The organism is Roseibium sp. (assembly GCF_048260565.1).
Lineage (GTDB): Bacteria > Pseudomonadota > Alphaproteobacteria > Rhizobiales > Stappiaceae > Roseibium.
Window position 1 is genome coordinate 156,743 of sequence record NZ_JBLXGP010000011.1, and the last position, 24,915, is coordinate 181,657.

At 62.4% G+C, this 24,915-nt stretch carries 23 protein-coding genes and 1 tRNA gene; 9 read left to right on the plus strand and 15 right to left on the minus strand.

Annotated features, from left to right (window positions below; genetic code table 11):
- Positions 1–223: 223 nt before the first annotated feature.
- From ACN0SO_RS20440 to ACN0SO_RS20470, 7 genes are all read left to right on the plus strand, one after another.
- Positions 224–1,270, plus strand: coding sequence for a peptidase M29 (locus ACN0SO_RS20440; RefSeq protein WP_346894925.1), 1,047 nt, complete (start codon positions 224–226; stop codon positions 1,268–1,270).
- The gene (locus ACN0SO_RS20445) at positions 1,267–2,046 is read left to right on the plus strand and encodes an alpha/beta fold hydrolase (RefSeq protein WP_417680577.1); all 780 of its coding nucleotides are present in this window, start codon (positions 1,267–1,269) and stop codon (positions 2,044–2,046) included. Before ACN0SO_RS20440 ends, ACN0SO_RS20445 begins: the two co-directional genes overlap by 4 nt.
- Positions 2,047–2,058: 12 nt before the next feature.
- The gene (locus ACN0SO_RS20450; protein ID WP_417680578.1) at positions 2,059–3,315 is read left to right on the plus strand and encodes an acyl-CoA dehydrogenase family protein; all 1,257 of its coding nucleotides are present in this window, start codon (positions 2,059–2,061) and stop codon (positions 3,313–3,315) included.
- The gene (locus tag ACN0SO_RS20455; RefSeq protein ID WP_417680579.1) at positions 3,315–4,841 is read left to right on the plus strand and encodes a class I adenylate-forming enzyme family protein; all 1,527 of its coding nucleotides are present in this window, start codon (positions 3,315–3,317) and stop codon (positions 4,839–4,841) included. The genes ACN0SO_RS20450 and ACN0SO_RS20455 overlap by 1 nt, the downstream gene beginning before the upstream one ends.
- 172 nt (positions 4,842–5,013) lie before the next feature.
- Positions 5,014–6,048, plus strand: coding sequence for a TRAP transporter substrate-binding protein (locus ACN0SO_RS20460; protein WP_417680580.1), 1,035 nt, complete (start codon positions 5,014–5,016; stop codon positions 6,046–6,048).
- The gene (locus tag ACN0SO_RS20465) at positions 6,045–6,575 is read left to right on the plus strand and encodes a TRAP transporter small permease (RefSeq protein WP_417680581.1); all 531 of its coding nucleotides are present in this window, start codon (positions 6,045–6,047) and stop codon (positions 6,573–6,575) included. The genes ACN0SO_RS20460 and ACN0SO_RS20465 overlap by 4 nt, the downstream gene beginning before the upstream one ends.
- Positions 6,576–6,639: 64 nt before the next feature.
- Positions 6,640–7,956: a TRAP transporter large permease gene (locus ACN0SO_RS20470; protein ID WP_417680582.1), complete on the plus strand. Its 1,317-nt coding sequence runs from the start codon at positions 6,640–6,642 to the stop codon at positions 7,954–7,956.
- Between the two features lie 75 nt (positions 7,957–8,031).
- Here ACN0SO_RS20470 and ACN0SO_RS20475 read toward each other — a convergent pair whose 3' ends face one another.
- The 13 genes from ACN0SO_RS20475 to ACN0SO_RS20535 all read right to left on the minus strand — a co-directional run bounded on the left by ACN0SO_RS20475 (position 8,032) and on the right by ACN0SO_RS20535 (position 21,991).
- Positions 8,032–9,429 carry an FAD-dependent oxidoreductase gene (locus ACN0SO_RS20475; RefSeq protein WP_417680583.1) on the minus strand — a complete coding sequence of 466 codons (1,398 nt, stop codon included), beginning with the start codon at positions 9,427–9,429 and terminating at the stop codon, positions 8,032–8,034.
- Between the two features lies 1 nt (position 9,430).
- Positions 9,431–10,045, minus strand: a complete 615-nt coding sequence (locus tag ACN0SO_RS20480; RefSeq protein WP_417680584.1) for a cysteine hydrolase family protein — start codon at positions 10,043–10,045, stop codon at positions 9,431–9,433.
- Entirely contained in the window at positions 10,038–12,101 is a 2,064-nt protein-coding gene (locus ACN0SO_RS20485) for a hydantoinase/oxoprolinase family protein (protein WP_417680585.1), read from the minus strand. Before ACN0SO_RS20485 ends, ACN0SO_RS20480 begins: the two co-directional genes overlap by 8 nt.
- Complete coding sequence (locus ACN0SO_RS20490; protein WP_417680612.1) at positions 12,098–13,837, minus strand: hydantoinase B/oxoprolinase family protein; 1,740 nt, start codon at positions 13,835–13,837, stop codon at positions 12,098–12,100. Before ACN0SO_RS20490 ends, ACN0SO_RS20485 begins: the two co-directional genes overlap by 4 nt.
- Positions 13,834–14,700, minus strand: a complete 867-nt coding sequence (locus ACN0SO_RS20495) for an isocitrate lyase/PEP mutase family protein (protein WP_417680586.1) — start codon at positions 14,698–14,700, stop codon at positions 13,834–13,836. Before ACN0SO_RS20495 ends, ACN0SO_RS20490 begins: the two co-directional genes overlap by 4 nt.
- Positions 14,697–15,203, minus strand: coding sequence for a 3-isopropylmalate dehydratase (locus ACN0SO_RS20500; RefSeq protein ID WP_417680587.1), 507 nt, complete (start codon positions 15,201–15,203; stop codon positions 14,697–14,699). Before ACN0SO_RS20500 ends, ACN0SO_RS20495 begins: the two co-directional genes overlap by 4 nt.
- Positions 15,200–16,474, minus strand: coding sequence for a 3-isopropylmalate dehydratase large subunit (locus ACN0SO_RS20505; protein WP_417680588.1), 1,275 nt, complete (start codon positions 16,472–16,474; stop codon positions 15,200–15,202). The genes ACN0SO_RS20500 and ACN0SO_RS20505 overlap by 4 nt, the downstream gene beginning before the upstream one ends.
- Positions 16,474–17,178 (minus strand): ABC transporter ATP-binding protein, encoded by a 705-nt coding sequence (locus tag ACN0SO_RS20510; RefSeq protein ID WP_417680589.1) that lies wholly within the window; start codon positions 17,176–17,178, stop codon positions 16,474–16,476. Before ACN0SO_RS20510 ends, ACN0SO_RS20505 begins: the two co-directional genes overlap by 1 nt.
- Positions 17,171–17,932, minus strand: a complete 762-nt coding sequence (locus tag ACN0SO_RS20515) for an ABC transporter ATP-binding protein (protein ID WP_417680590.1) — start codon at positions 17,930–17,932, stop codon at positions 17,171–17,173. Before ACN0SO_RS20515 ends, ACN0SO_RS20510 begins: the two co-directional genes overlap by 8 nt.
- Positions 17,925–18,893: a branched-chain amino acid ABC transporter permease gene (locus tag ACN0SO_RS20520; protein WP_417680591.1), complete on the minus strand. Its 969-nt coding sequence runs from the start codon at positions 18,891–18,893 to the stop codon at positions 17,925–17,927. The genes ACN0SO_RS20515 and ACN0SO_RS20520 overlap by 8 nt, the downstream gene beginning before the upstream one ends.
- 4 nt (positions 18,894–18,897) lie before the next feature.
- Positions 18,898–19,770 (minus strand): branched-chain amino acid ABC transporter permease, encoded by an 873-nt coding sequence (locus tag ACN0SO_RS20525; protein ID WP_417680592.1) that lies wholly within the window; start codon positions 19,768–19,770, stop codon positions 18,898–18,900.
- A 74-nt stretch (positions 19,771–19,844) separates the two neighbouring features.
- Positions 19,845–21,077: an ABC transporter substrate-binding protein gene (locus tag ACN0SO_RS20530; RefSeq protein ID WP_417680593.1), complete on the minus strand. Its 1,233-nt coding sequence runs from the start codon at positions 21,075–21,077 to the stop codon at positions 19,845–19,847.
- Between the two features lie 62 nt (positions 21,078–21,139).
- Complete coding sequence (locus ACN0SO_RS20535; protein WP_417680594.1) at positions 21,140–21,991, minus strand: GntR family transcriptional regulator; 852 nt, start codon at positions 21,989–21,991, stop codon at positions 21,140–21,142.
- Positions 21,992–22,093: 102 nt separating this feature from the next.
- Between ACN0SO_RS20535 and ACN0SO_RS20540 the strand changes: the two genes are divergently transcribed.
- Both ACN0SO_RS20540 and ACN0SO_RS20545 read left to right on the plus strand, forming a co-directional pair.
- Positions 22,094–22,654, plus strand: a complete 561-nt coding sequence (locus tag ACN0SO_RS20540; RefSeq protein ID WP_417680595.1) for a tautomerase family protein — start codon at positions 22,094–22,096, stop codon at positions 22,652–22,654.
- Positions 22,655–22,839: 185 nt separating this feature from the next.
- Positions 22,840–23,316 carry a translation initiation factor 2 gene (locus tag ACN0SO_RS20545; protein ID WP_417680596.1) on the plus strand — a complete coding sequence of 159 codons (477 nt, stop codon included), beginning with the start codon at positions 22,840–22,842 and terminating at the stop codon, positions 23,314–23,316.
- Between the two features lie 99 nt (positions 23,317–23,415).
- Here the strand turns inward: ACN0SO_RS20545 and ACN0SO_RS20550 are convergent, their stop codons facing one another.
- Positions 23,416–24,264, minus strand: a complete 849-nt coding sequence (locus tag ACN0SO_RS20550) for a hypothetical protein (protein ID WP_417680597.1) — start codon at positions 24,262–24,264, stop codon at positions 23,416–23,418.
- A 287-nt stretch (positions 24,265–24,551) separates the two neighbouring features.
- A tRNA-Thr gene (locus tag ACN0SO_RS20555) sits at positions 24,552–24,627 on the minus strand.
- Positions 24,628–24,915: the final 288 nt, after the last annotated feature.

Below are 24,915 nucleotides of genomic sequence, written 5' to 3' on the forward strand. Positions count from 1 at the left end.
GCGTCTCCCGTTTTGCTGGCCCCCGATCCGCTAACGGCCGTTTCCACCGGCCGGGCTCGGAATTAGTTTAAGCATAAATATATTCCAATTGATATAATTTCAAATGCTTGCTACACAGTGAATGTGGAGGAGACAGGAATATGCCGCCATGGCTCCGCTTCCTCCAGGGGCAACAGGGAAACCGTGACGCCCATTGTGCGATGGGCGACGGCAGGGAGGAACGATGCTTTCGGATCGTATTGAAGGCAAGTGGATCGACACTTTCACCAAGGCGCTTGAATTCTGCAAGGTGGCCGAAGGCGAGGAGGTGGCGATCCTGTCGGAAACCCAGTCCCGCGATCTCAACGTTCATCTGACCGAACTGGCGCTGTTGCGCCTTGGCGCGCGGCCTTTCCATGTGGTTCTGCCGACCCCGCCGCAGCGCAGCCCGGTTCCGGTCCGCTCCACCGGCGCCAGCGACAGCGTGCGCGGCCTCGGTCCCGTGATCAAGGCGCTCAAGTCGAGCTCCATGGTCGTCGACCTGACCGTGGAAGGCATGCTGCATGCGCCGGAACTGCCGGAGATCATCTCCGACGGCGCGCGTCTGTTCATGATCAGCAACGAACATCCGGACGCGCTGGAACGCCTGCTGCCCGATCCGGCGCTGACGCCCAAGGTCAAGGCCGCGGTCAAGATGCTGCGCGCGGCGGAAAACATGACCGTCCTTTCCAAGGCCGGTACCGACCTCAAGGTCGATCTGCGCGATGCGCCGACCGCCGGTGTCTGGGGCTATTGCGACCGGCCGGGCACCGTCGCCCACTGGCCGGGCGGCGTGGTGGTCAGCTTCCCCGGAGCGGGCACGGTCAACGGCACGCTGGTGCTGGATGCCGGCGACATCAACCTCACCTTCAAGCGCTACCTGCAGGATCCGGTCAAGCTCACCCTTGAAAACGATTTCGTGGTCGATATCGAGGGCCGGGGCACCGATGCGGAGCTGCTGCGCCGCTACTTTGCCGCCTGGAACGACAAGAACGCCTATGCCACCTCCCATGTCGGCTGGGGCATGAACCCGGGCGCCCGCTACGAGGCGCTGACAATGTACGACCAGCGCGAGACCAATGGCACGGAAGTGCGTGCCTATGCGGGCAATTTCCTCTATTCCACCGGCGCCAACGAATTCGCCAAGCGCTACACGCTCGGCCATTTCGATCTTCCGGTCGGTCACTGCGACATTGCCCTCGACGGCAAGCTGGTGATCGAAGACGGCAAGCTGCTTGGAGAGCTGGCGTGAGCGCGGTCTCCTTTCCCATCGCCTGGGAAGAAGCGGGAAGCGGCGATCCGGTGATCTTTCTGCATGGCGTCGGCGGTGGGGCGGCAAGCTGGAAGTTCCAGCTGGATCATTTCGGTCGGACCCGGCGCGCCATTGCCTGGGATATGCCCGGCTACGGCGGTTCGAAACTGCTTGATACCACGACCTTTTCAGGTCTCGCAGATGCTTTGTTACGCCTGATGGACCATCTCGGTCTGGAAAAGGCGGATATCGTCGGTCATTCCATCGGCGGCATGGTGGCGCAGGAATTCATCGCAGCTCATCCCGAGCGCGTGCGTAAACTCGTGCTTTCCGCGACCAGCCCCGCCTTCGGTAGCCCGGACGGGGATTTTCAGAAAAAGTTCGTCGCCGCCCGTCTTGGTCCGCTCGATGCGGGCAAGACCATGGCCGACGTGGCCGAAGAGGTGGTGCCCGAACTGATCGGCGACGATGCCGATCCGGATGGGGTGGCGCTTGCCCGCCAGTGCATGTCGCGGGTGCCGAACGAGACCTACCGCGCGACCATGCAGTGCCTGGTGACCTTCGACCGGCGCGATACGCTCAAGCAGATCGCCGTACCGACCCTGATGCTGGCCGGCGAGAAGGACACCAACGCGCCGGCGCCGATGATGGAGCGTATGGCCGCCCGCGTTCCCGGCGCCCGCTACGTCTGCCTGGAGGGGGCGGGGCATCTGGCCAACATGGAGTGTCCGGCGCGTTTCGACGCCGCCGTCGAAGAGTTTTTAGATCTAGTCTGAGGAGAGCTGGATATGTCCGTATCCGATAACGAGCGCTACGCTCCGATTTTCGACCCCGAGGCCTTCCGGCTGACCGAAAAGCAGAAGAAGCTGACCGCCCTTGCCCGCAAGATCGGCGAGGAGAAATTCGCGCCGCGGGCCGACAAGTGGGACCGGGAAGCCATCTTCCCGATGGAAAACTACAAGGACATGCACGAGGTCGGCTTGCTCGGCATCTGCGTGCCGGAAGAACACGGCGGCTTCGGCGCCGACTACAAGACCTACATGATGACGGCTGCCGAAATCGGCCGGTTCTGCGGAACCACGTCGCTGACCTGGAACATGCATGTGTGTTCGTGCCTGTGGACCGGGCCGCTGGCCGACGACCTGACCATGACCGACGAGCAGCGTGCCGATCATGAAAAGAACCGGGCGGTGCATTACGAGCGCATCGTCAAGGAAGGCAAGATCTATGCGCAGCCCTTCTCCGAGGGCGGGGCTGCCGCTGCCGGCTTCCAGCCGTTCGGCACCACGGCCACCCGCGTCGATGGCGGCTGGCTGATCAACGGCAAGAAGATCTTCGCCTCGCTCTCCGGCTCTGCCGACTACTACGGCGTGCTGTGCACGGAGAAGAAGGAAAAGCTGAGCCGCAAGGACACCATGTATGTGGCCGTGCCGGCGGACGCGGAGGGCGTCGAGGTCTACGGCGACTGGGATCCGCTCGGCATGCGCGGCACGGTCTCCCGTAACTTGCAATTCAAGGACGTGTTCGTGCCGGACGATGCCTCGCTGATGCCCAAGGGCGTCTATTTCGAGGCGGCGACGTCCTGGCCGCACATGTTCATGACCCTGACGCCGACCTATATGGGCATCGCCCAGGCGGCTTACGATTTCACCGTGCAGTATCTGCGCGGCGAGATTCCCGGCATGCCGCCGGTCAAGCGGCGCATGTACCCGACCAAGCAGCACGCGGTCGCCGACATGCGCATCATGCTGGAAATGACCAAGGCGCTGTGGTTCCAGGTGATCAGCGAAGCCCGCCCCAATCCGACCAAGGAGCAGGTGCTTCGAGCCTATGCCGCGCAACACACGGTGATGGAAAACGCCAACGAGCTGTGCCAGCTTGCCATCCGCACCTGCGGCGGCCAGTCCATGCTGAAGAGCCTGCCGCTGGAGCGCCTATACCGCGACAGCCGTTGCGGCTCGCTGATGCTGCCCTGGACGGCGGAACTGTGCGTCGACCGCATCGGCCGCGAAGCGCTTTACGAAAAGGGTGAGAGCGACGACTGATGGAGCTTTCCGCCTGGATTGACCGGCACGCCGACTTCACGCCGGACAAGACGGCCCTCAACTATGAAGGCCGGGCCATCAGCTATGGCGACTTTGCCGCAATGATCCATGCCCATGCCCGGGCGCTCAAGGGCGTCTACGGCATCGGGCGCGGCGACCGGGTGGCCTATCTGGGGCTCAACAGTCCGGAATTCCTGGCGCTGATGTTTGCCTGTGCCCGGCTCGGCGCGCTGTTCATTCCGCTCAACTGGCGTCTGGTGGCGCCCGAGCATGTGTTCATCCTGAAGGATGCCCATGCCAAGGCTCTGTTCTGTGAAGCGGAATTCCGGGAGCATGCGGACAGCATGCGCAGCGCGTTGCCCGATTGCGACTTCGTTTCCTGCGGTTTCGAAGGCGAGGGCTGGCAGCCGATGGCGGAGGCTCTGGCTTCGGCAGAAGGCGATGACCGCAACCCCCATGTGGATCTGAAGACGCCGCTGTTGCTCGTCTATACCTCCGGCACTACCGGCCATCCAAAGGGCGCGGTGCTGACCCAGGAAGCCGTGCAGTGGAATGCGCTTAACAGCCTGCACATGCATGGCATGACCGCTGCCGACCACGTCCTGACGGCCCTGCCGATGTTTCACGTGGGCGGGCTGAACATTCAGACCACGCCGGCGCTTTATGCCGGCGCCACGGTGACGCTGCACCGGAAATTCGATCCGCGCGCGGTTCTGTCCGACATCGTCTCCGGGCGGCCGAGCCTGACCGTCCTGGTTCCGGCCACCCTCGATGCGGTCCTTTCCCTTCCCGAATGGCCGGAGGCGGATATCTCAAGCCTGCGATCCGTGAGCACCGGTTCTTCCTACGTGCCCGTACCGCTGATCGAGGCGATCCATGCGCGAGGCATTCCGGTCCTGCAGGTCTACGGCTCCACGGAAACCTGCCCGATCGCGATCTATCAAAGGGCGGAGGACGCGTTCGATAATGTCGGCTCGACCGGCAAACCGGCGCTTCATTGCGAGGTCCGTGTCGTCGACGAGGCGGGGGTGGATGTACCGGACGGAGTGTCCGGAGAGATCCTCGTTCGTGGCCCGAGCGTCATGTACGAATACTGGGGCAACGAAGCGGCGACGGAGCAATCCCTGCGCGACGGCTGGTTTTTCACCGGTGACATCGGCTACCGTGGTGAAAACGGCTATTACTTCATCAACGATCGAAAGAAGGATGTGGTGATCTCCGGGGGCGAGAACATTTATCCGGCCGAGCTGGAAGTGGTCCTGAACGGCATGGCGGAGATCAAGCAGGCGGCCGTCGTCGGCCGCGATGACGAGAAATGGGGGCAGGTCCCGGTCGCCGTCGTGGTGCGTGTCGAGGGCGCAAGCATAGACAAACAGACCATTCTTGATCGCTTCAATGGTGTGCTGGCACGGTTCAAACATCCTAAGGATGTCGTCTTCATGGATGCCATGCCGACAAATGTCATGGGCAAGATCCAGAAATTCACCCTGCGCACGCACGTGAATGAAATTCACCTTGTTAAATAGGCTAAGGAAACAGCGAAAAAGGTTGCAAATGAAACCAAAAGGCACTTAGTTTAGCCCTGAACGAGGAGGTTTGTCTGACAGGACTTAAGCTTGCGGGGCTTGGATCCGGTCGTCCGACAATAATCGGGTTTTAAATCCCAACGATGCCGAACAAACGGCAGGAGGAGGTTGAATGTTTGCAAAGTTGAAATATCTGGCACTGGGCGCAGTTGCTCTCGGAGCGATGGGCCTTTCCGGTGCCGCGAGTGCCGAAACGACCCTGACGCTATCGTCCTGGCTGCCGCCGAAGCATCCGATCGTCGAAAACATGATCGTGCCGTGGGCGGCTGAAGTGGAAAAAGCCACCAACGGCAATGTGACGGTCAAGATCCTTCCGAAAGCCATGGGCAAGCCCCCGGCACACTTCGACATCGCCAAGGATGGCCTGGCCGATATCAGCTATGGCGTGCACGGCTACCAGCCGGGCCGCTTCCTGATGACCAAGGCCGTGGAAATGCCGTTCCTGGGCGATAGCGCAACCGCGTCTTCGGTCGCCTACTGGCGTATTTACAAGAAGTACCTGGAACAGTTCGACGAGCATAAGGGCACGGTTGTTCTGGGCGTGTTCACCCACGGCCCGGGCGAAATGTTCAATGCCGTTCGTCCGGTCGAAAAGCTCGCCGATCTCGATGGCCTGAAGATCCGCGTCGGTGGCGGTGTCGTCAACGAGGTCACCCAGGCGCTCGGCGTGACCAGCCTGCTGAAGCCGGCCTCGAGTTCCTACGAACTGATGTCCAACGGTGTTGCCGACGGTGTCTTCTTCCCGAAGGAATCGATCGCTTCGTTCAAGCTGAGCAAGCTTGTTCGCTATGCCACGTTCGTTCCGGGCGGCCTGTACAACACCAGCTTCTTCCTGGTGATGAACCCGGCTTCCTTCAACAAGCTGTCCAAGGAAGACCAGGATGCCATCATGTCGGTGTCCGGCGAGAACTTCGCCCGCATCGCCGGCAAGGGCTGGGATGATGCCGACAAGGCCGGTGTAGCCACGATGGAAGCCGACGGTGTGCAGATCATCACCGCTTCCGACGATCTTGTCTCCGCGATCAAGGACAAGACGTCTCCGATCGAGGAAGCCTGGATCGCCGAGGTCAAGGAAAAGGGCCTCGACGGTGCGCAGGTCATGGCTGACCTGCGGGCTGAAATCGCGAAGGTGGACGCCGAACAGTGACAACCGCTTCCGCCAATAGTGGCAAGGTAAGCGACCGGGTCGTCCTCTGGACGACCCGGGCACTGAGTGTCCTGGCCGCATTGCTTCTGATTTCGATGATGGTTCTCACCTTCGTCGACGTCTGGGGGCGCTACATCTTCAATTCACCGGTTCCCGGTGGCTTTGAGTTGACCGAGCTCATGTTGGCGACGCTGATCTTCGCCGGCCTGCCGTTGGTCACAATCGGCGGCGAGCATATCACTGTCGACCTCATCGAATTCAGCGTGTCCCCGACGCTGGAGCGCGTTCGCGAAGGCGTGGTCAGTCTCGTCTGTGCGTTCATGACCGGCGTCCTCAGCTACCAGATGTGGCTCAAGGCTCTGGAGCAACTGGACTACGGCGATGAAACCGCTGTTCTCCAAATTCCGGTCTATCCGGTGACTTTCTTCATGTGCTTAACCGCAGCTCTTACCTGTCTGGTGCTCGTGGTTCTCGCATTTCAGCAGGTCTTCGGATCGCGGAACGCTCCGGCTTCGGTGGCGCACTAACGGCAGACGGCCGCCGATGGCCGACGCGGTTTGAAACAAACACTTCAACGAACAAGGTATCCCCGTGCAGGAATCGCTCGTCGGCTTTGCCATCCTCCTTGTCCTGATCCTCTTACGCCTGCCCATCGCCTTCGCCATGGGCCTGGTGGGGACGGTCGGTTTTGCCTATCTGGTCAACTGGAATGCCGCCCTGGCCATGATCTCGTCGGTCACCTACGAGACCGGCCTCGCCTATGACCTGTCCGTGGTGCCGCTGTTCATTCTGATGGGCAACTTCGTCACCCGGGCCGGGCTTTCAGATGAACTCTACATGGCCGCCAACGCGTTTCTCGGCCATCGCAAGGGCGGACTGGCGATGGCGACCGTGGTTGCCTGCGGCGGCTTCAGCGCGGTCTGCGGCTCGAGCCTTGCCACGGCCGCGACCATGGCGAAGGTCTCCATGCCGTCCATGCGCAAGTACGGTTATTCCGACAGCCTTGCGGCCGGTTCCATTGCCGCGGGCGGGACCCTCGGCATTCTGATCCCGCCGAGCGTCATTCTCGTTCTCTACGGTATCATGACCGAACAGGATATCGGCCAGCTGTTCATGGCGGGCATTCTGCCAGGCATGCTCGGTATCCTGTTCTATCTGGGTGCTGTGCGGGCCACCATCTGGCTCAATCCGAAATCCGGACCTCCGGGGGAGCGTCTGCCCTGGAACGAACGCTTCAGGGCATTGCGCGGCGTCTGGGGCGTGATGCTGCTGTTCCTTCTGGTCATGGGCGGGATCTACGGCGGCATCTTCACGCCGACCGAAGCAGCCGGCATCGGCGCTTCCGGCGCATTCCTGTTCGCCCTGGCGCGGCGCAAGCTGACCTGGCCCGTCCTGTTCGACGTTCTGCTGCAGAGCGTCCGCTCCACGGCAATGATTTTCAGCGTGCTGATCGGCGCCCTGATCTTCTCAAACTTCATCAACTATGCTGATCTGCCGACCATCCTGACCGAATGGGTGGCCAATTCCGGCCTGCAGCCCATCGGCGTAATGCTGCTGATCATGGCGGTCTATCTGGTGCTGGGCTGTATCCTGGAAAGCCTGTCCATGATCCTCTTGACCGTGCCGGTCTTCTACCCACTGATCTCGGAACTGACCTTCCCCGGCGTACCGCCGGAAATGATCCTGATCTGGTTCGGGATCGTCGTGGTGGTGGTCACGGAGATCAGTCTGATCACGCCTCCGGTCGGCCTCAACGTCTTCGTGCTGCGCGGCGTGCTTCCGGACGTCAAGACGGGCACGATCTTCAGGGGTGTGGGACCGTTCTGGATCGCCGACATCCTCCGGCTGACCCTGCTGATCCTGGTGCCCTCGATTACCTTCCTGCTGCCATCCCTGATGGGGCGTTAGCGAGGCTCAGCGAGCATAAACGACACAAGGGCGAAGCCGGAAAACGGCTTCGCCCTTTTCTTATCTGAAAGCTGTTCAGACCTGGCAGAAGCTGCCGGCGAGATAGCCGAAGGCGATCGCGGTGAGCAGGCCGTTGCCGGAGAGATAGCCGGAGACCTCCGGCCCGGAGACGCCACAGGCAGCCCCGCCACCGGCAAAGAGGTTCGGAAACGGTTTGCCGGCGCGGTCGAGGACGCGGGCCTCATCGTCGATCATCAGACCGCCCTGGGTGTGAAACAGGGCGCCGGTCACCTTGACCGCGTAATAGGGCGGGGCGAGGCCCGGCTTGCCGGTAAAATCGCGGCTGAAGGGATCGTCAGCTTCGCCTGACTGATAGCGGGCAATATCGCCCAGCGTTTCAGCGAGGGCGGCTTCCGGAAGTCCGGTCACCTTTGCCAGGCCGGAGACATCCGAAGCCTCGCGGATCGCGCCCGCCTTGACCGCTTCCGCGTAATCCGGAAAGCCCAGGGCGAAAGCGTGGATACGGGCATCGTAGATATCCCAGGCAACGCCGTCCGGCTGGCCGAGCACATGGACGGCCTGTTCGGAATAGCCGCCGTGCTCGTTGGAAAAGCGGCGGCCTTCCAGATTTACCTGGATGCCGCCTTCCATCATCAGCGCCCAGGAGATCAGAATGCCGTGGGGATGGGCAAGCGAACCGTGCCCCTGATAGCCGGAAAGGTGCTTCAGCTCCGCACCAAGCGCTTCGCCCCACAGGATAGCATCGCCCTTGTTTCCCTCGTGGCCGTAGTACATGCCCTCGGCGATTTCCGGGATGTGCCGGGCGACCAGCTCCCGGTTGCCGCCATAGCCGTTGCAGGCAAGGATCAGGGCCTTGCAGCCCAGGGTCTCGGTATGCCCGTCCGGGCGGGAGATTTCGACCGCGGTGATGCGGTTGTCTGTATCCGCAAAGAGCTTGGTCACCGGTGCGTCGGTGACGACCGGGATGTCCGCCTGTTCCACGGCGGTCAGCAGGCGGGCGAGCAAGGCGGCGCCGGTCTTTTCCGGCACCGCGTGCATGCGATGGCGCGAATGGCCGGGATAAAGGAAATCGTCGAGCACGATCCAGTCGAGGCCATGTGCGTCGGCAAGCCATTCCAGGGCCGGGCCGATGGTGCGGCTGGCGAGCCGGGCAAGGCGCTTGTCGGATTTGCCTTTGGACTTGGCGAGAAGATCGGCTTCGAAAAGCTCCGGTGTGTCGTCTTCGACGCCGATAGCGCGCTGGAATCGTGTGGCCGGGGCCGGAACGAAGCCGGAGGACATGGAGGTCGAGCCGGATGGCGAGGCGTCGCGTTCGAGGACAAGCACATCAGCCCCGGCGGCTTTCGCCCGAAGGGCTGCGACCAGACCGCAGGCGCCGGCGCCGATGATCACAACATCGGCTTCCGCGTCGATGCGCGGCGGGGTGTCCCTTGAGATTCCGCCCAAAGTCATGTCAGAGCCCGGAAATCAGGGTCTGGGCCTCGGCGCAGGTCATCACCTTGGAGACGGTGCCGAGATCGCCGATGGACCGCTCGTGGGTTTCACGCGAGAAGGCGGCACAGCCGTCGGAGAGCACCATGGTCTTGAAGTCGCGCACATGGGCGTCGCGCACGGTGGAAGCGACACCGCCGTTGGTGACGATGCCGGAGAAGATCAGCGTGTCGATGCCGGCCTTTCGCAGCACCCATTCCAGCCGGGTCATGTAGAAGGCGGAATAGGCGACCTTTTCGACCGTCAGGTCCGCCGGCTGCAATTCGTCGACCAGTGAATGGCCCCAGCTTCCTGGCGCGAAATCGCCCTTGGCCAGAAACGGGCGCAACTCCTTCAGGTGCGGCGAGATGAAGGGCTCGCGGTCCTTGCCGGGCACCAGGGTGAAATGGGTCGAGACGATCCAGCCGCCCTTTGCCCGCAAGGCCTCGGCCAAAGGCAGGACACGTGCGGGAAGGGCCGCGATATCGGCGTTCTTCTGGCCGCCGCGGGCATAGGCGCCGTCCGGATGCAGGAAATCGTTCTGCAGGTCGACGATGACGAGCCCGGTGCGGGCGGGATCGATAACCAGATCAGACATCGGCGCCGTCCCTGCGGTCGATCACCAGGTTGCCATAGGCGTCGACGCGGCCGCGCAGGCCCGGATCGACGAAGATGGTCGTGTCCGACTGTTCCAGGAGGGCGGGGCCGGTAATCTCCGCGCCGACTTCCAGGTCGAGCCGTTCGTAGACGATGGCCTCGTGCCATGCGCCGTCGCAGAAGACCGAGCGTTTGCCGATGCGGCAGTCCTGCTCCGGCTTGCCGGAGGTCGGCGCGAACACGGCCATGTCGAGTTGCGGCCTGCGGCCGATGACGGCGATGCGGTAGTTCATCACCCGCATGGGGATGCCTTCCAGCAGGCGGCCGTAGGCGTCCTTGTAGGCAGCCTCGAAGGCCTCCCGGATCGCGTCTCCGGTCAGGCCCGATGCCGGAATGGTCACCGGCACGCTGACCGTGTGGGTCTGGCCCAGGTAGAGCATGTCGAACTCGTAGACCCGGTCGACGGCGGCAAAGGCGACGCCAGCGCCTGCGAGCAGCTTCTCGGTCTCGTCGGCAACACTTTCCATTTCGAGGCCGAGGTCGCCGGCATCGATCTGGTCGAGCAGGCGGTTGACCGTCTGCACCCGGTCGTGGCGCATGTCGGCGACGACGCAGCCGAGTGCCGACGTGACACCCGGATAGCGCGGCACCAGTGCGGAGCCGAGGCCGACGTCCTTGATCAGGGCGCCGGTATGCAGCGATCCGCCGCCGCCGAAGGGCATGGCGGCGAATTTCGCCGGATCGTGGCCCTTTTCGATGGAGACCAGGCGGATAGCGCCGGCCATTTTGGCGTTGGCGAGCTTCAGGATCGCTTCGGCCGCTTCCTCGATGCCGAGCCCGAGCGGATCGGCGATATGGGATTTGATCGCCTGGCGCGAGGCGTCGATGTCGAGACGGGACAGCTTGCCGCCGATGGGCCGGTCCGGGTTGATGCGGCCGAGAACGACGTTGGCGTCGGTTACGGTCGGCCGGTCGTTGCCGAGGCCGTAGCAGACCGGGCCCGGATCGGACCCGGCGGATTCAGGGCCGACCTGCAGCAGGCCGGACTTGTCGACGGAAGCGATGGAGCCGCCGCCGGCGCCGATGGTGGTGATCTCGATCATCGGCGTGCGCACGACCATGCCGAAGTCGATCGCGGTTTGCGCGGCCAGTGCCGCTTCGCTTTCCGCCACCAGCGACACGTCGAAGGAGGTGCCGCCCATGTCGCAGGTGATGATGTTCTCAAAGCCCGCCGCCTTGGCGATTTCCGTTGCCGCGATCACGCCGGCCGCCGGGCCGGAGAGCGCGGTGCGCACCGGATAGCGTTTGGCCGTATCGATGGACATGACGCCGCCGTTGGACTGAACGATCAGGATGTCGCCGTCAAAACCCTTCTCGGCGAGGCCCTTTTCCAGCCGGTCCAGATAGGAGGAGACGACCGGCTGCAGATAGGCGTTGAGCGTTGCCGTGGATAGTCGCTCGAATTCGCGGATCTCCGGCAGGATTTCGGTAGCCGCGGTGACATAGGCGTTCGGCCAGACGGACCGGACCGCCTCGACGGCGATGCGCTCGTTGTCGTTGTTGGCATAGCCGTTGATGAAGAAGACGCAGACCGCCTCGCAGCCCGCATTGGCCAGCGCCTTTGCCTGTTCCTTGACCTGTGCCTCGTCCACCACTTGTGCCACGGAGCCGTCGGCAAGCACCCGCTCTCCGACCTCGACCCGGTCGGGACGTTCGACCACGGGGGTGAAGCTACCCTTCAGGCCCCAGGTGGTCGGCCGGTCGCGGCGGCGCATTTCCAGGACGTCGCGGAAGCCTTCCGTGGTGATGATACCGGTGCGGGCGCCTTTGCGCTCCAGAAGCGCGTTGGTGCCGACGGTCGTGCCGTGGACCACGGTGGAGATCAGGCCGAAGTCGGCAACCTTCTGGCCGATGCCTTCCACAAAGCCCTTGGACTGGTCGCCGCGCGTGGACGGCACCTTGGTGGTGGTCACCGTGCCGTTCGCCTCGTCCAGGATGAACACGTCGGTGAAGGTTCCGCCGACATCGACGCCGATGACGTAAGCCGGTTTAATCATTCCGCAGCCTCCTTGGCGCGCAAATCCTGGGTGGCGGACGCATCGGCGTCGCCTGTTTCACTGAGCACGACGCCGTACTCGTTCCTGGCACAATCCGGGCTGACGAAACCCAGGCGCACGTCGCGAGCGACGCTTTCCGGGTCCCGGTTGCGGGGGTTGCCGTAGCCGCCGCCACCGGGCGTCTCGAGCCTGAGCTTCTGACCGCGCACGATGCTGACGCCGACGATCTTGGAGACCATGGGCGGCTCTCTGAAGCCGCCGGCCTGTTCGAACTGGAACCGGTTGGTCGCCGCCTGATGGCCGCCGACGACACCGGCCGGCGCAAACTTGCCGCGCTCGCCGAACAGGAAGACATCGGCCTGTTTTTCCAGGAGCTCGATCTCGTAGATCGCCCCGAGGCCGCCTCGGTATTCGCCGGCACCGCCGGAATCGGGCCGCAGCGCCCATTGGGTGAAGCGGACCGGATAGGCGGCTTCCAGGATTTCCAGCGGCGGAATGGTCGCGGTCGAAATCGGCGCGTTGCCGTGGTTGAGGCCGTCGCCGCCCGCATGGGCGCCATGGCCGCCGCCGAAGAAGGAGAACATCACCCAGCGCTGGCCGTTGGCGCGGTGGCCGGCGAGCGACAGGGCGTTGATGGTGCCGTAGGCGCAAGCCATGGCCTCCTTCGGCGCGATCTGGGCAATGGCCTCGAACACCACGTCGATCAGGCGCAGGATGGTTTCGGTGTAGCCGCCAACCGGTTTCGGCGCTTTCACCGACAGGAGCGAGTCTTCGTCGATCCGGAACTCGACCGGCTCCAGCACGCCGGCATTGGCCGGTACATCGCCGAAGATATGCTTCAGGGCGACATAGCAGGCGGCAACGGTAGTCGAGCGGGAGATGTTGACCGGACCGGCGCAGGCCGGCGACGAGCGGGTGAAGTCGAGCACCATGCGGTCGCCCTCGATGGTGAGATCGAGGGCGATCTTCAGCGGCTCGTCGTTGATGCCGTCATTATCGAGGAAGTCCTCGGCCGAAACGGTACCGGACGGCAATTCCGAAATCTGCGCGCGCATCATCTGGGCCGCGCGGGCCTTCAGCTCGACCAGGCAATCGGCGACGGTCGCGTCGGTATATTCGTCGAGCAGCGCGTTCATGCGCCGCTCGCCCAGTTCCAGCGCGTTGATCTGGCCGTTGAGATCGCCGTAGAGCGACAGCGGCAGGCGGGAATTGGCCGACAGGATATCGACCACGTCCTGACGGAATTCGCCCTTGTCGTAGAGCTTGACCGGCGGGATCAGCATGCCTTCCTGGAAGCATTCGGTCGCGGCCGGGTTGTAGTTGCCCGGCACATTGCCGCCGACATCGTGCCAGTGACCGACGGAGGCGAGGAAACAGAACACCTTGCCATCCCGGAACACCGGCTTCACCAGCCGGAAGTCCGACAGGTGGGTGCCGCCGTCATAAGGATCATTGAAGATCCAGACGTCACCCTCGTTGATGCCGCCCTGTTTCGCCGCCTTGTCGATCACGGCCTTCACGGCAAAGGCCATGACGCCGACAAAGATCGGCAGGCCGGACTTGCCCTGCACCAGGGTCTCGCCGGTGACCGCATCGTAGATGCCATGGGAGGCGTCATGGGCCTCGGCGATGATCGGGTTGAAGGCGGAGCGGAACAGGGTCGCGTCCATTTCGTCGGCGATCTGCTCCAGACGGCCTTTCAGGATTGCGAGCGTGACCGGATCTATTGCCATCAGTCGGCGTCCTCGTCGTATTTTTTTGCTTCGGCCAGAATGCCGGGCGTGCCGATGAGGCCGTTCAGCCCGGCAAAGTCGAACATGCGGTTTCGGAATGCCTCGTTCGAGCCGCTGGCGATGAGATTTGCGTAATAGTCGCGGGCGGTGGCGGCGATGGCGCGCACGATCCCGCCAGGGAAGATCACGAAGCTGAAGCCGAGATCCTCCAGCCCCGCGGCATTGACGATCGGCGTCTTGCCGCCTTCGACCATGTTCGCCATCAGCGGTACGCGGCCGGCGAAGCGGGAGACGATCTCCTGCATCTGCTTCAGCGACTGCGGTGCCTCGATGAACAGCATGTCGGCGCCGGCCTCCACATAGGCTTCGGCGCGATCAAGCGCTGCCTCGAAGCCTTCGACGGCAATGGCGTCGGTGCGGCCGATGATCAGGGTGTCCTCGCAGGCGCGGGCGTCGCAGGCGGCGCGGATCTTGCCGGCCATCTCGGACTTGGAAACCAGCGACTTGCCATCGAGATGGCCACAGCGCTTGGGCAGGGTCTGGTCTTCCAGCTGCAGGGCGCTGGCGCCCATGCGCTCGAAGGTCCGGACCGTGCGCTGGACGTTGAGCGCGTTGCCGAAGCCGTTGTCGGCGTCGACCACGATCGGCAGGCTGATCCGGTCGCGCACGCTCGCAATCGTTTCGGCGACCTCGCTCATGGAGACGAGCCCGATGTCGGGACTGCCGAAGCGGGTATAGGCGATGGAGGCCCCGGACAGATAGACGGCTTCCGCCCCCGATTGTTCGGCAACCAGGCCGGTCAGCGCATCGTAGACACCCGGCGCGAGCAGGATGCGCTGCTCGCCCAGTCTTTGTTTCAGGCTCATAAGCCTGTCTCCCTTTTCCGCTCTGCTGCGAAGCGTTTTTTCAGATGCGGCACCAGCCCGCCGTCGGCGAGCATCCGCTTGAGGTTGTCGGGCAGCGGTTCCAGCTGCACAGTTTTGTCTTTCGCCGTCAGGCGCAGTTCGCCTGCGTCAAGATCGAGGTCGGCAGCATCGCCGTCGGCAATGGCGTCGAGATCGTCCGAAATCAGGACCGGCAGGCCGAGGTTGATGGCGTTCCGATAAAAGATGCCGGCGAAGGAGCGCGCGATCACGGCGGCGACGCCCAGATGCTTCAGCGCCTCGGCGGCCTGTTCGCGCGACGAGCCCATGCCGAAGTTTTTGCCTGCCACCACTACGTCGCCGGGACGAATGGACCCTGCGAACTCCGGCCGGGCGGCTTCCAGGCAATGGGCGGCGAGCATGTCGATGCCGCCCTTCATGTATTCGCCGGGCGCGAGCTGATCGGTGTCGATGTCGTCGCCGAAGAGAAAGACGCGGCCGCTCATGCCTCGTTCTCCCCGCTGGTCAGGAACTCGCGCGGATCGGTGATCCGGCCGGTGATCGCGGAAGCCGCCACGGTCAGGGGCGAGCCGAGCCAGACCTTGGAAGACGCTGCCCCCATGCGGCCCTTGAAATTGCGCGCGGTGGAGGAAATGCAGGTCACGTTCTCGCCGAGGCGGTTGGAACCGTAGCCGGCGCAGATGCCGCAGGCATTGGCCAGGATCTCGGCGCCCGCGTCCTCGAACACTTTCATGATGCCGTCTGCCTCGGCCCGGTCCTGATCGCGTTTGGAAGCCGGGGCGACCATCAGCTCCGTGGCGAGCTTGCGGCCTTTGAGGATGCGCGCCGCCCGCTTCAGGTCCTCATACTTTGCCCCTGTGCAGGCGCCGATATAAGCGACGTCGACTTTCGTGTCCGGCACCTCGGTCACGGGGGCCGAATTGGCCGGGGAATGGGGCGCTGCCACCTGAGGCTCCAGTGTCGCCGCGTCGAAGACGTGACGGGCGAGCAGGTCGGCATTCGCATCGGTGCGCAGTCCCTGCCAGTCGCCCGCATCGCCGCCGACACTCGAGAGATAGCCGGCAGTGGTTTCGTCCGGTGCGATCAGTCCGGCCTGGGCGCCGAGTTCGGCGGCCATGTTGGAGAGCGTCATGCGTTCCTGCATGGAAAGCGCTGCAATCGCCTCGCCGGTATATTCCACCGCTTGATACTGTCCGCCGTCCATGCCGAGCCGGCCGCAAAGCGCCAGCATGATGTCCTTGGCGGTGACGGCGTCCGACAGCCGGTTCCGCCACTCGATCAGGATGGTGCCGGGCACCTTGATCCAGATTTCGCCGGTGGCGAGGACACCGGCCATTTCGGTGGCGCCGACGCCGAACATATAGGTCCCGAAGGCGCCGCCGGTCGGCGAATGGCTGTCGCCGCCAACGACGAACATGCCGGGCTTCAGGTGGCCGCGCTCGGGCAGCACCACGTGGCAGATGCCTTCGCCGTCATGGAAGGCGACCTTGCGCTCCTTCGCCCACTGGCGGGTAAGTTCCAGAATGCGTGCGCCTTCGTCCGTGTCGCCGGGGACGAAGTGGTCGGAAATCAGCACCACCTTGTCCCTGTCCCACAGGCCGACGCCGAGATCTTTCAGGATCGGCTCGACCCGACGGGGGCCGCCGGAATCGTGGATCATGGCAAGATCCACTTGTGCCGTAACGATGTCGCCCGGTGTCACCGTGTCCCGGCCCGCCGCCCGTGCGATGATTTTCTGAGCGAGTGTGGTTGCCATCACGCCAGCCCCAGATAGGAGCGCTGCAGCTCGGGATCGTCCATCAGCACCGAGGCGACGCCGGAGAGGCGGATTTCGCCGTTTTCCATGACGAAGGCGCGGGCGGCGATTTCCATGGACTGGAGCACGTTCTGCTCCACCAGCAGGATCGTCAGCCCGTCGCTGTTAAGCTTCCGGATCAGGTCGAACATCTCCTCCACAAGCAGCGGAGACAGGCCGATCGAGGGTTCGTCGAGAATCAGGAGTTCCGGTTCTGCCATCATGCCGCGGCCGATGGCCAGCATCTGCTGCTCGCCGCCGGACAGGGTGCCCGCCTTCTGGGCGAAACGTTCCTTCAGCCGCGGGAAGATGTCGACCACGTGATCGAGATTGCGCGCCCGGTTGGCCCGGCCGCGCCGGTAGGAACCGAGCTCAAGGTTCTCGCGCACGCTCAGGTTCGGAAATACGTGCCGGCCTTCCGGCACATGGATCAGGCCTCGGTCGACGATTGCCTGTTCGGAAAGCCCCTGGATTTCTTCGCCCTTGAAGCGGATGGTGCCACTCCAGGGTTTGATCAGGCCGGAGAGCACCGAGGAAAAGGTCGTTTTACCGACGCCGTTGGAGCCGAGCAGGGCGACGATCTCGCCCTCCGTGATATCGAGGTCGATGCCGCGCAGGACCTCGACCGCGCCGTAACCGCTTTTGAGCGCCTTGACCTCAAGCATGGCTTGCCTCCCGCTTGGCCATGCGCTCGGCCATGCCCTTGCCGAGATAGGCTTCGACCACCAGGGGATCGCTGACCACGTCGGCAGGCACGCCCTCGGCGATCAACTCGCCCTGGTTCAACACCCAGGTGTATTCGGAAAGGCTCATCACGGCCTGCATCACGTGTTCGATCAGGAGAATGGTCACACCGGCCTCGCGCACGGCGCAGATCACCGGAATGACGTCGCGGATTTCGGACGGGTTGAGACCGGCGAGCACCTCGTCGAACAGGATCAGCTTCGGATCGGTGGCAAGCGCACGGGCCACTTCCAGCCGCTTGCGGCCAGCAACCGTGAGCGACGCGGCATCCTGGTCGAGCCGGTCGCCGAGGCCGACCTGTTTTGCCACGGCCTCCGCCTTTTCAAGCGCTTCGGCGCGGGCGCGGATGCGCAGATGGGCGCCGACGGCGATGTTCTCGCGGACCGTCTGGCCGGCAAAGGGCTGGACGATCTGGAACGTGCGCACCATGCCGCGCCGGGCGATGTCCTCCGGAGCATGGCCGGTGATGTCCTCGCCGAGGAAGCGAACCGTGCCCGCATCCGGCTTGTGAAATCCGGTGATCAGGGCGAACAGGGTGGTCTTGCCGGCGCCGTTCGGACCGATCAGCGAGGTGATCTTTCCTTCCGGCACGGTCAGGCTGACGTTGTTGGACGCCGTCACGCCGCCGAAGGATTTGACGAGACCGCGGATCTCAAGCATTGCAACCTCAGACATGGCGGGCCCCCGTCGCGGTCGAGTTCGAGCTCAGGCGCTTGACGAGCCCGGCAAGGCCGCGCGGCATGAACAGCACCATGACGACCAGAACGATGCCGTAGAGAACCAGGCTGATGCCCGGCAGGTCGCCGATCAGTTCGCGGGTCAGCTCGGAAATCAGGTGCAGGCCGACGGCGCCGAGCAGCGGGCCGAACAGGGTGCCCATGCCGCCGATAATCGGCACCAGCAGGCTTTCGATCGAGATGGCCGGTCCGTAGGCGATGTAAGGGTCGAGATAGAGGAAATACTGGGCGTAGAAGACGCCGCCGAGGCCGGAGAACAGTCCGGAAAGCATGATCGCGCCCATCTTGACCCGGAAGGCGCTGACGCCAAGCGCGCGGGCGGCATCCTCGTTGTCGCGCACGGCCATGAGCTGGGCTCCGAAACGGGAATTTCCGATCCACCAGACCACGACGAAGGCGGCAAGGGCCATCAGCCAGATGATCCAGAAGAAGCCCTGTTTGGAGGCGAACTGGAAATTGGCCGCGCCCTGGTCGAGGGGAATCAGGATGCCGACGCCGGCACCGGTGAAGTCCACCGAGTTGGACAGGATACGCAGCACTTCGGCAAAGGCCAGCGTCACCAGCGCGAAATAGGAGCCGCGCAACCCGTAGCGGAAGGTGGAGAAGCCGATGATGGCGGCCACGACCATGGCCATCAGTCCGCCGGCGACCAGGCCGAGCCACGGGTTGACCCCAAGCTGCACCTGGAGCACGGCAACCGTATAGGCGCCGGTGCCGAAATAGGCGGCGTGGCCGAAGGAGAACTGGCCGCCGTAACCGCCCAGAATGTTCCAGGCCTGGCCGAGCAGGGCCGCATAGAGCGTCATGATCACCAGGTTCAGCCAGAACTCCGAAGCGATCACGAAGGGGGCGAGGCCGATGAAGGCGAAGACAAGGCCGAGAATAGCGAGCTGACGCATGATCTTACACCTTGTGTCCGAGCAGGCCCGTGGGCCGGAAGATCAATACGAGGATGAAGATCGCGAAGATGCCGATCTGGCCGAGGCTTTCGCCCAGGAACAGACCTCCAAGGGCTTCCACGACGCCGATGATCAGCCCGCCGATCAGGGCGCCGACGAAGGAGCCCATGCCGCCGAGGACGACAATGGTGAAGGCGATCAGCACGAAGCCGTGGCCGACCTGGGGGCTGACGTAATAGCTGGGCAGCAGCAGGCAGGCGGCAACGCCGAGGCAGGCGATACCGAGGCCGAAGCTCATGGCGTAGACATGTTCGGTGTTGATGCCGACCAGCTTGGCCCCCTTGCGTTCCTTGGCAAGCGCGCGGATCGCCTTGCCGAGATCGGTCTTCGACATCAGGACCCAGAGGATGCCGGCGGTGACGAAGGCGCCGACGAAGGCGATCACCTTGGGCAGGGGCAGGAAGGCGCCGAGGAACTCGACCACCTCGAAGGAATAAGGCGTGTCGATCACCCGCGTGTCGGACTTGAAGACGAACAGGGACAGGTTCTCGATCACGATGGAAAGACCGAGGGTGACGAGCAGGATGTTTTCATCGCGGCCGTGGCTGGCCCGGGTGATGATACCGCGCTGCAAGGCATAGCCGAGCGCGAACATCAGCGGGGGCACGATCAGCAGGGAGACGTAAGGGTCGATGCCGAACTGGACGTTGAGGAAATAGACCGCATAGAGCCCGATCATCAGAAGCGCGCCATGGGCGAAGTTGATGATGTGCAGGACACCGTAGATCAGGGTCAGGCCGAGGGCGACCAGGGCGTAAAGCGCTCCCGTGGTCAGTCCGTTCAGCACCGACGGGATGAGAATGGCGAGGTCAGGCATAAGACCGCTCGAAACTTATGAGAAAATGCGCCGGGCGGTGGGAGCCCGGCGCCAGGTCGAAGGTTTTATGCTTCTTATTTCATCGGGAACACCGCGTCGGCGGACGCGAATTCCTTCGGGAAGATCACCTCGATGTCGCCGTTGAGCACCTGGGTGTTCACCGGCTGGGCGCCCTGGTTCTGGCCGCCTTCCATCTTGGTCGGGCCGTAGGGCATGTAGGACATGTCCATGGTCGAGATCGACAGGGCGTTGTTGACCGCGTCCTTGTCGGTCGAGCCTGCCCGTTCGAAGGCATCGGCCAGGGCAAGCACGGCGTTGTAGGTCAGGAACACCTCGTAGGTGTAGATGAGGCCCTTGGCTTCGGCGGCCGCCTTGCGCTGCAGCGCCACGTCCGACTTCGGATTGAACCAGTGGTTACAGTCCATGATGTATTCGGCCGCTTCCGGGAATTCCTTGACGAACTTGTAGTTCGACGCGGCCCCGCCGAGCACCGAATAGATGCCCTTGGCCTCGATACGCTGCTGGCGCATGGTGCGGGCGAGCAGGACGTATTCGTTGTAGTAGTTGGCCGGAATGATCAGGTCGGGCTTCTTCGCCTTGATCTGCAGCACGATGTTGGTGAAGTCACGGGTCGGGTTGGCATGCTTGATCACCTCGACGACCTCGATGCCCTTCTCGGGCAGCTTTGTCGACAGGAGGTTGGCGGTGCCGGTGCCGAAGAGCGACTCCTCGTGGATGATCATGGCCGTCTTTGCCGGAGAGCCGGCGGCCTTGTTGATCGTGTCCAGGTTGTCGACGGCGAATTCGGCGATCTTGCCGTAGCCCGGGCCGAAGCGGAACGTGTTGGGCAGACCGCGGGTGACGATCTTGTCGGACACGCCGACGTCGACCACATGCGGCGTGTTGGTCTTGGCCGCTTCCTGTGAGGTGGCAAGCGAAATCGACGAGGCGTAACCGGCAACGATGCCGTTGACGCCGGCTTCGGCCATCTTGGCCACTTCGGCTGCGCCGATGTCGGGCTTGCCCTGGCTGTCGGCGAGGACGGCTTCAAGCTTTGCGCCACCCATCGACTTGATGCCGCCGGCCGCATTGATGTCGGCAATCGCCATCAGCGCGCCTTCGCGGCACTGGGTGCCGGAAAAGGCGATGAAGCCGGAGACCGGATGGATCAGGCCGACCTTGACGGGGGCCGGCTGGGCGCGCAGCACCGCCGGAAATCCGGTTACACCAAGTCCGAGCGCCGCAGCACCGGTCGTTTTGAGAAAATCGCGGCGGACAATGCCAGCCGACTTCTTGTCATCGGTCATGAAGACCTCCCCTTTTGGACCTCATCAGGTCGTGGTTTCCCGGTTTCCCGTCTGGATCGTTGTTATCCGCCGTCGGCCGGGACCGATGGCGTCGTTGTCGCCGTCCAGCGCGGGCCGCTTTCCTCGCGGACCCGTCGCATGGACATTTCGAAGTGATAGAGATCGGGGCGGTAAAGCACCCGGATGTATTCCACCGGCCGTTCCCGGCTGTCGCAGACCACGCGGCGGACCTCGATCAGGGGCGCGCCTGCGTGGATCGACAGGGCGCCTGCGACTTCGGAATCCGCAAGGGTCGCCGAAATCGTCTGCCGGGCGGAACTGACATCGACGCCGGCGCGCTCCAGCAGATTGAGCAGCGGCTTCACGTCGAGGTCTGAGCGTTCGAACTGGCGGCCGATTTCCGCAGGCACGTAGGTGACGAGGTAGGACATGGGCTGCTGGTCGAGCCAGCGGACGCGGACGGCACGCTGGACTTCCGTGCCGGGCTCGAGCTCCAGCGCCTGGGCGATGTCGTCGCTGGCCGGCACATATTCGAAGTCGAGCACCTGGGCCTTGGTCGCCAGGCCCATCAGGGAGATGTTTTCCAGCCAGCCGTCGATGGAAGAGGTCACCGCCGGGGCTGGGGGGCGCTTGACCACACGGGTGCCGCGACCGCGCTCGCGCACCACGAGACCGGCATCGGCCAGCTCGTTGAGCGCGCGCTTGGCGGTGATGCGGGAAACGCCGAATTCGGTGGTCAGGTCCTGTTCGCCGGGGACGAGGTCGCCCTCCGACAGGTCGCCGCCGTATATGCGGTTCCGAAGAATCAGGAAGATCTGGTGATAGAGCGGGACGTGGCCGGACGGATTGAGACGCCCCATGGAGCGGCGTTCGGGCTCCTGCGCCTTGTCCATCTGCTCCGCTTTCGCGCTCACCGCCTGTCCTCCGGCCGATTGAATTTGTTAAATGGTATGTCATTATATCATTATGTCAACCCGGTTCGTTTGGGCTGAAACAATTCATGGGAGAAACTGGTCATGCCGGTCATTCGTGTCACCCTGATCGAGGGCTATTCCGACGAAACCCGCCAGCGGCTCGGCAAGGCGCTGACCGACGCGGTGCGGACCACCATGGCCGCGCCGCTCGACGGCATCACGGTCGCAATCGAGGAACTGAAGCCTTCGAACTACATGCGCGGCGGCCAGTCGCGGGTGCCGGGCAAGGCTGCGCCCGATCCGGCCACACGCATTCGGGAATTCCTGGAAACCATGGAGGCGCGCGATCTGGAGAAGGCGAAGGGCTTTCTCGCGCCGGACTTCAAGATGACCTTTCCAGGTGCCGCCGAATTCACCACGCTGGAGGACCTGATCGCCTGGGCGAAACCGCGCTACCGCTTCGTGACCAAGACCTATGAGCGTTTCGACACCTGCGCGGGCGCGGATGGCGGCATCGTCTACTGCTACGGCACGCTTTCAGGGGAGTGGCCCGACGGGGAAGCCTTTTCCGGCATCCGCTTCATCGATCGCTTCGAATTCGCCGGAGACCTGATCGCCCGGCAGATGGTCTGGAACGATCTGGCGGAGGTCGGTCGAGGGTAGGGCGGCACGTGAAGTGCCTTGTCGTTCGCTTTCCATCCGAACGGCAACTCTCCCATGTCTCTGAAACCACTGGCTTATGGGGCTTTATGGGACCTGTCCGATCATCTTGCGACATAGGCGTCTCTGCGCCTTGACGTGTGGCTCCGGATGGAACAAGTTGCGGTTGTTAAGGGCTGGGAGACGACATGCATAAGTTTATGACGCTCGCGCTGAGCGGGCTGGTTCTTGCCGGGTGCGGAACGGTTACACGCGGCACATCGGAAAACGTCGAAGTTTATTACGATCCGCCGAAGACCAAGGTCACGACCGACATCGGCTATACCTGCGATATCAGCCCGTGCAGCCTCAAGGTGTCCCGGAAAAAGGAATTCACCGTCAAGGCGGAACTGGCCGGCTACAAGCCGCAAACGGTTGAGGTCAAGAGCAAGACGGCGCCGGGCGGCGCGGCGGGGCTTGCCGGCAACGTGCTCATCGGCGGCGTGATCGGGGCAGGCGTGGACCTGGCTTCGGGTGCAACGCTCAATCATTATCCCAATCCGGTTTTGATCGAGATGGTCCCGGTCAACCCGGGCAACCCGTCCACCCCGCGCGGCGATCTGTCGGAGATCAAGAAAAAGCTCGCCGACAAGGAAAAGGCCCGCCAGGCGGCGATGACGCGGTAGGCAGGGATGGCGCGCGGTACCGCTGCGTGATTAGGACATAGGAGCAGTTTGAAAGCTGTGCAGGCGAGGGGGCTAAACTAAGTTTGAGCTTTTCGAATATTATGCTCTGACGAGTACAGCCCCACCACACTGGCTAATATTCATCCCACTGATTTCATTGTATGGAACATTTTTTAATTCATTCATATTGAAAATATGGCTTGGCATTGTCGATTGTACCCGAATTGCTTCGTCACATTCGGTGCACTTACCGCCGCGAACTCCTAGCACATGCTTTGAGTTTCCAACCCGCAATAAGCCATCGCAACCGTAGACGAATGCGTCTTTGTAGGTGTGCAGTATGTAATCAATTTCCATGCAGCTAGAGCCGAGAGTAAAAGAAAGTGCGAGCTGGTTGTCGTTTCGTTTAAAAACAAACCGATTGCCTTTATGTAAGAAATCCCCATTGACAGGTGCGTCAACAACGAATTCATTTCTCGTGACTTGGCAAAGTACTGTTCCGTCCAATGCACGAAAAGTTCCCGAAAGTTGTATTGGCTCAAGTGGGTTGTCAGAGAATGTAAAGGATAAAACAGGCTCGTAGTCCACCACTACGTGTTGCTGGGTGGCTTGAACATGAACGCCAGACCATCTCACATAAAAATCGGGTTTGATTATTGGTTGTGTATATCGGGTGGGCACGTTTACGCCCCTTTTTGTGCTCACAGCCAATTCGATATCATCCGCATCAAGGGTGCCACTGTGAAACATTCGATGATGGTGATCGCAAAGTAATACGATATCACCAGGATCGTGTTGTTTAGCTTCAGAAAAGGGTATTCGGTTATGGTGGTAGGTGTAGGGAATTGATCCGCAGCACACGCAGCCAAAACCGCTACGGTTCCTAACTTCCTTCTTTATATCTTCAGGTATATTCCGCTTAAGACCGTGTTTGTTCTCGTTTGACATTTTGATTGCTCCAGAAGAAATTTGGAACTTCATTGAGAAATGATAATTGAATACGTTTTTCATATTCGATAAGCGAGTTAACTATACTAAAATTTATTCAAAATGCTACTAAAGATTGTTTTTGGGTTTTTTGTAGAATTAGTAGAGTTGTGAACCGTAGGTGGGAAATGTTCACTGGCTTTGGTTGCCATTGCGTCGGACACGAGACTGCCAAATGAAAATAGTCTTCCATGATCGGTGCGCAGCCGGTCACAAGGCAGATAAGTCTAAATTTTGTCGGGAAAATTTGGTGCCGGCAGCAGGATTCGAACCCGCGACCCCCTGATTACAAATCAGATGCTCTACCAGCTGAGCTATACCGGCCTGTGAGCCGCCTTCTAGCAGAAAATTTCGGCTTGTGCATGCTTTTCGCGTGAGGGGACGGGAAAACCGTTCCATGGACGGAAGAACGGCGGAAACCCGAACGCCTCGGCCATGCGGATTGTGGATATTCGGGAGGCATGGCTTTGCCGCAAACCGTTCTTTCTCGTGGTATCCGGCCTGCTTCTGGCGGGGCAGGATGCCGTGCGCCGATCCGTCTTCTTTTTCTTTTGAAATAAACTTGAACATAATAGTCATGTTATTATGATGTGCCGCAATCGAACCGGTGGG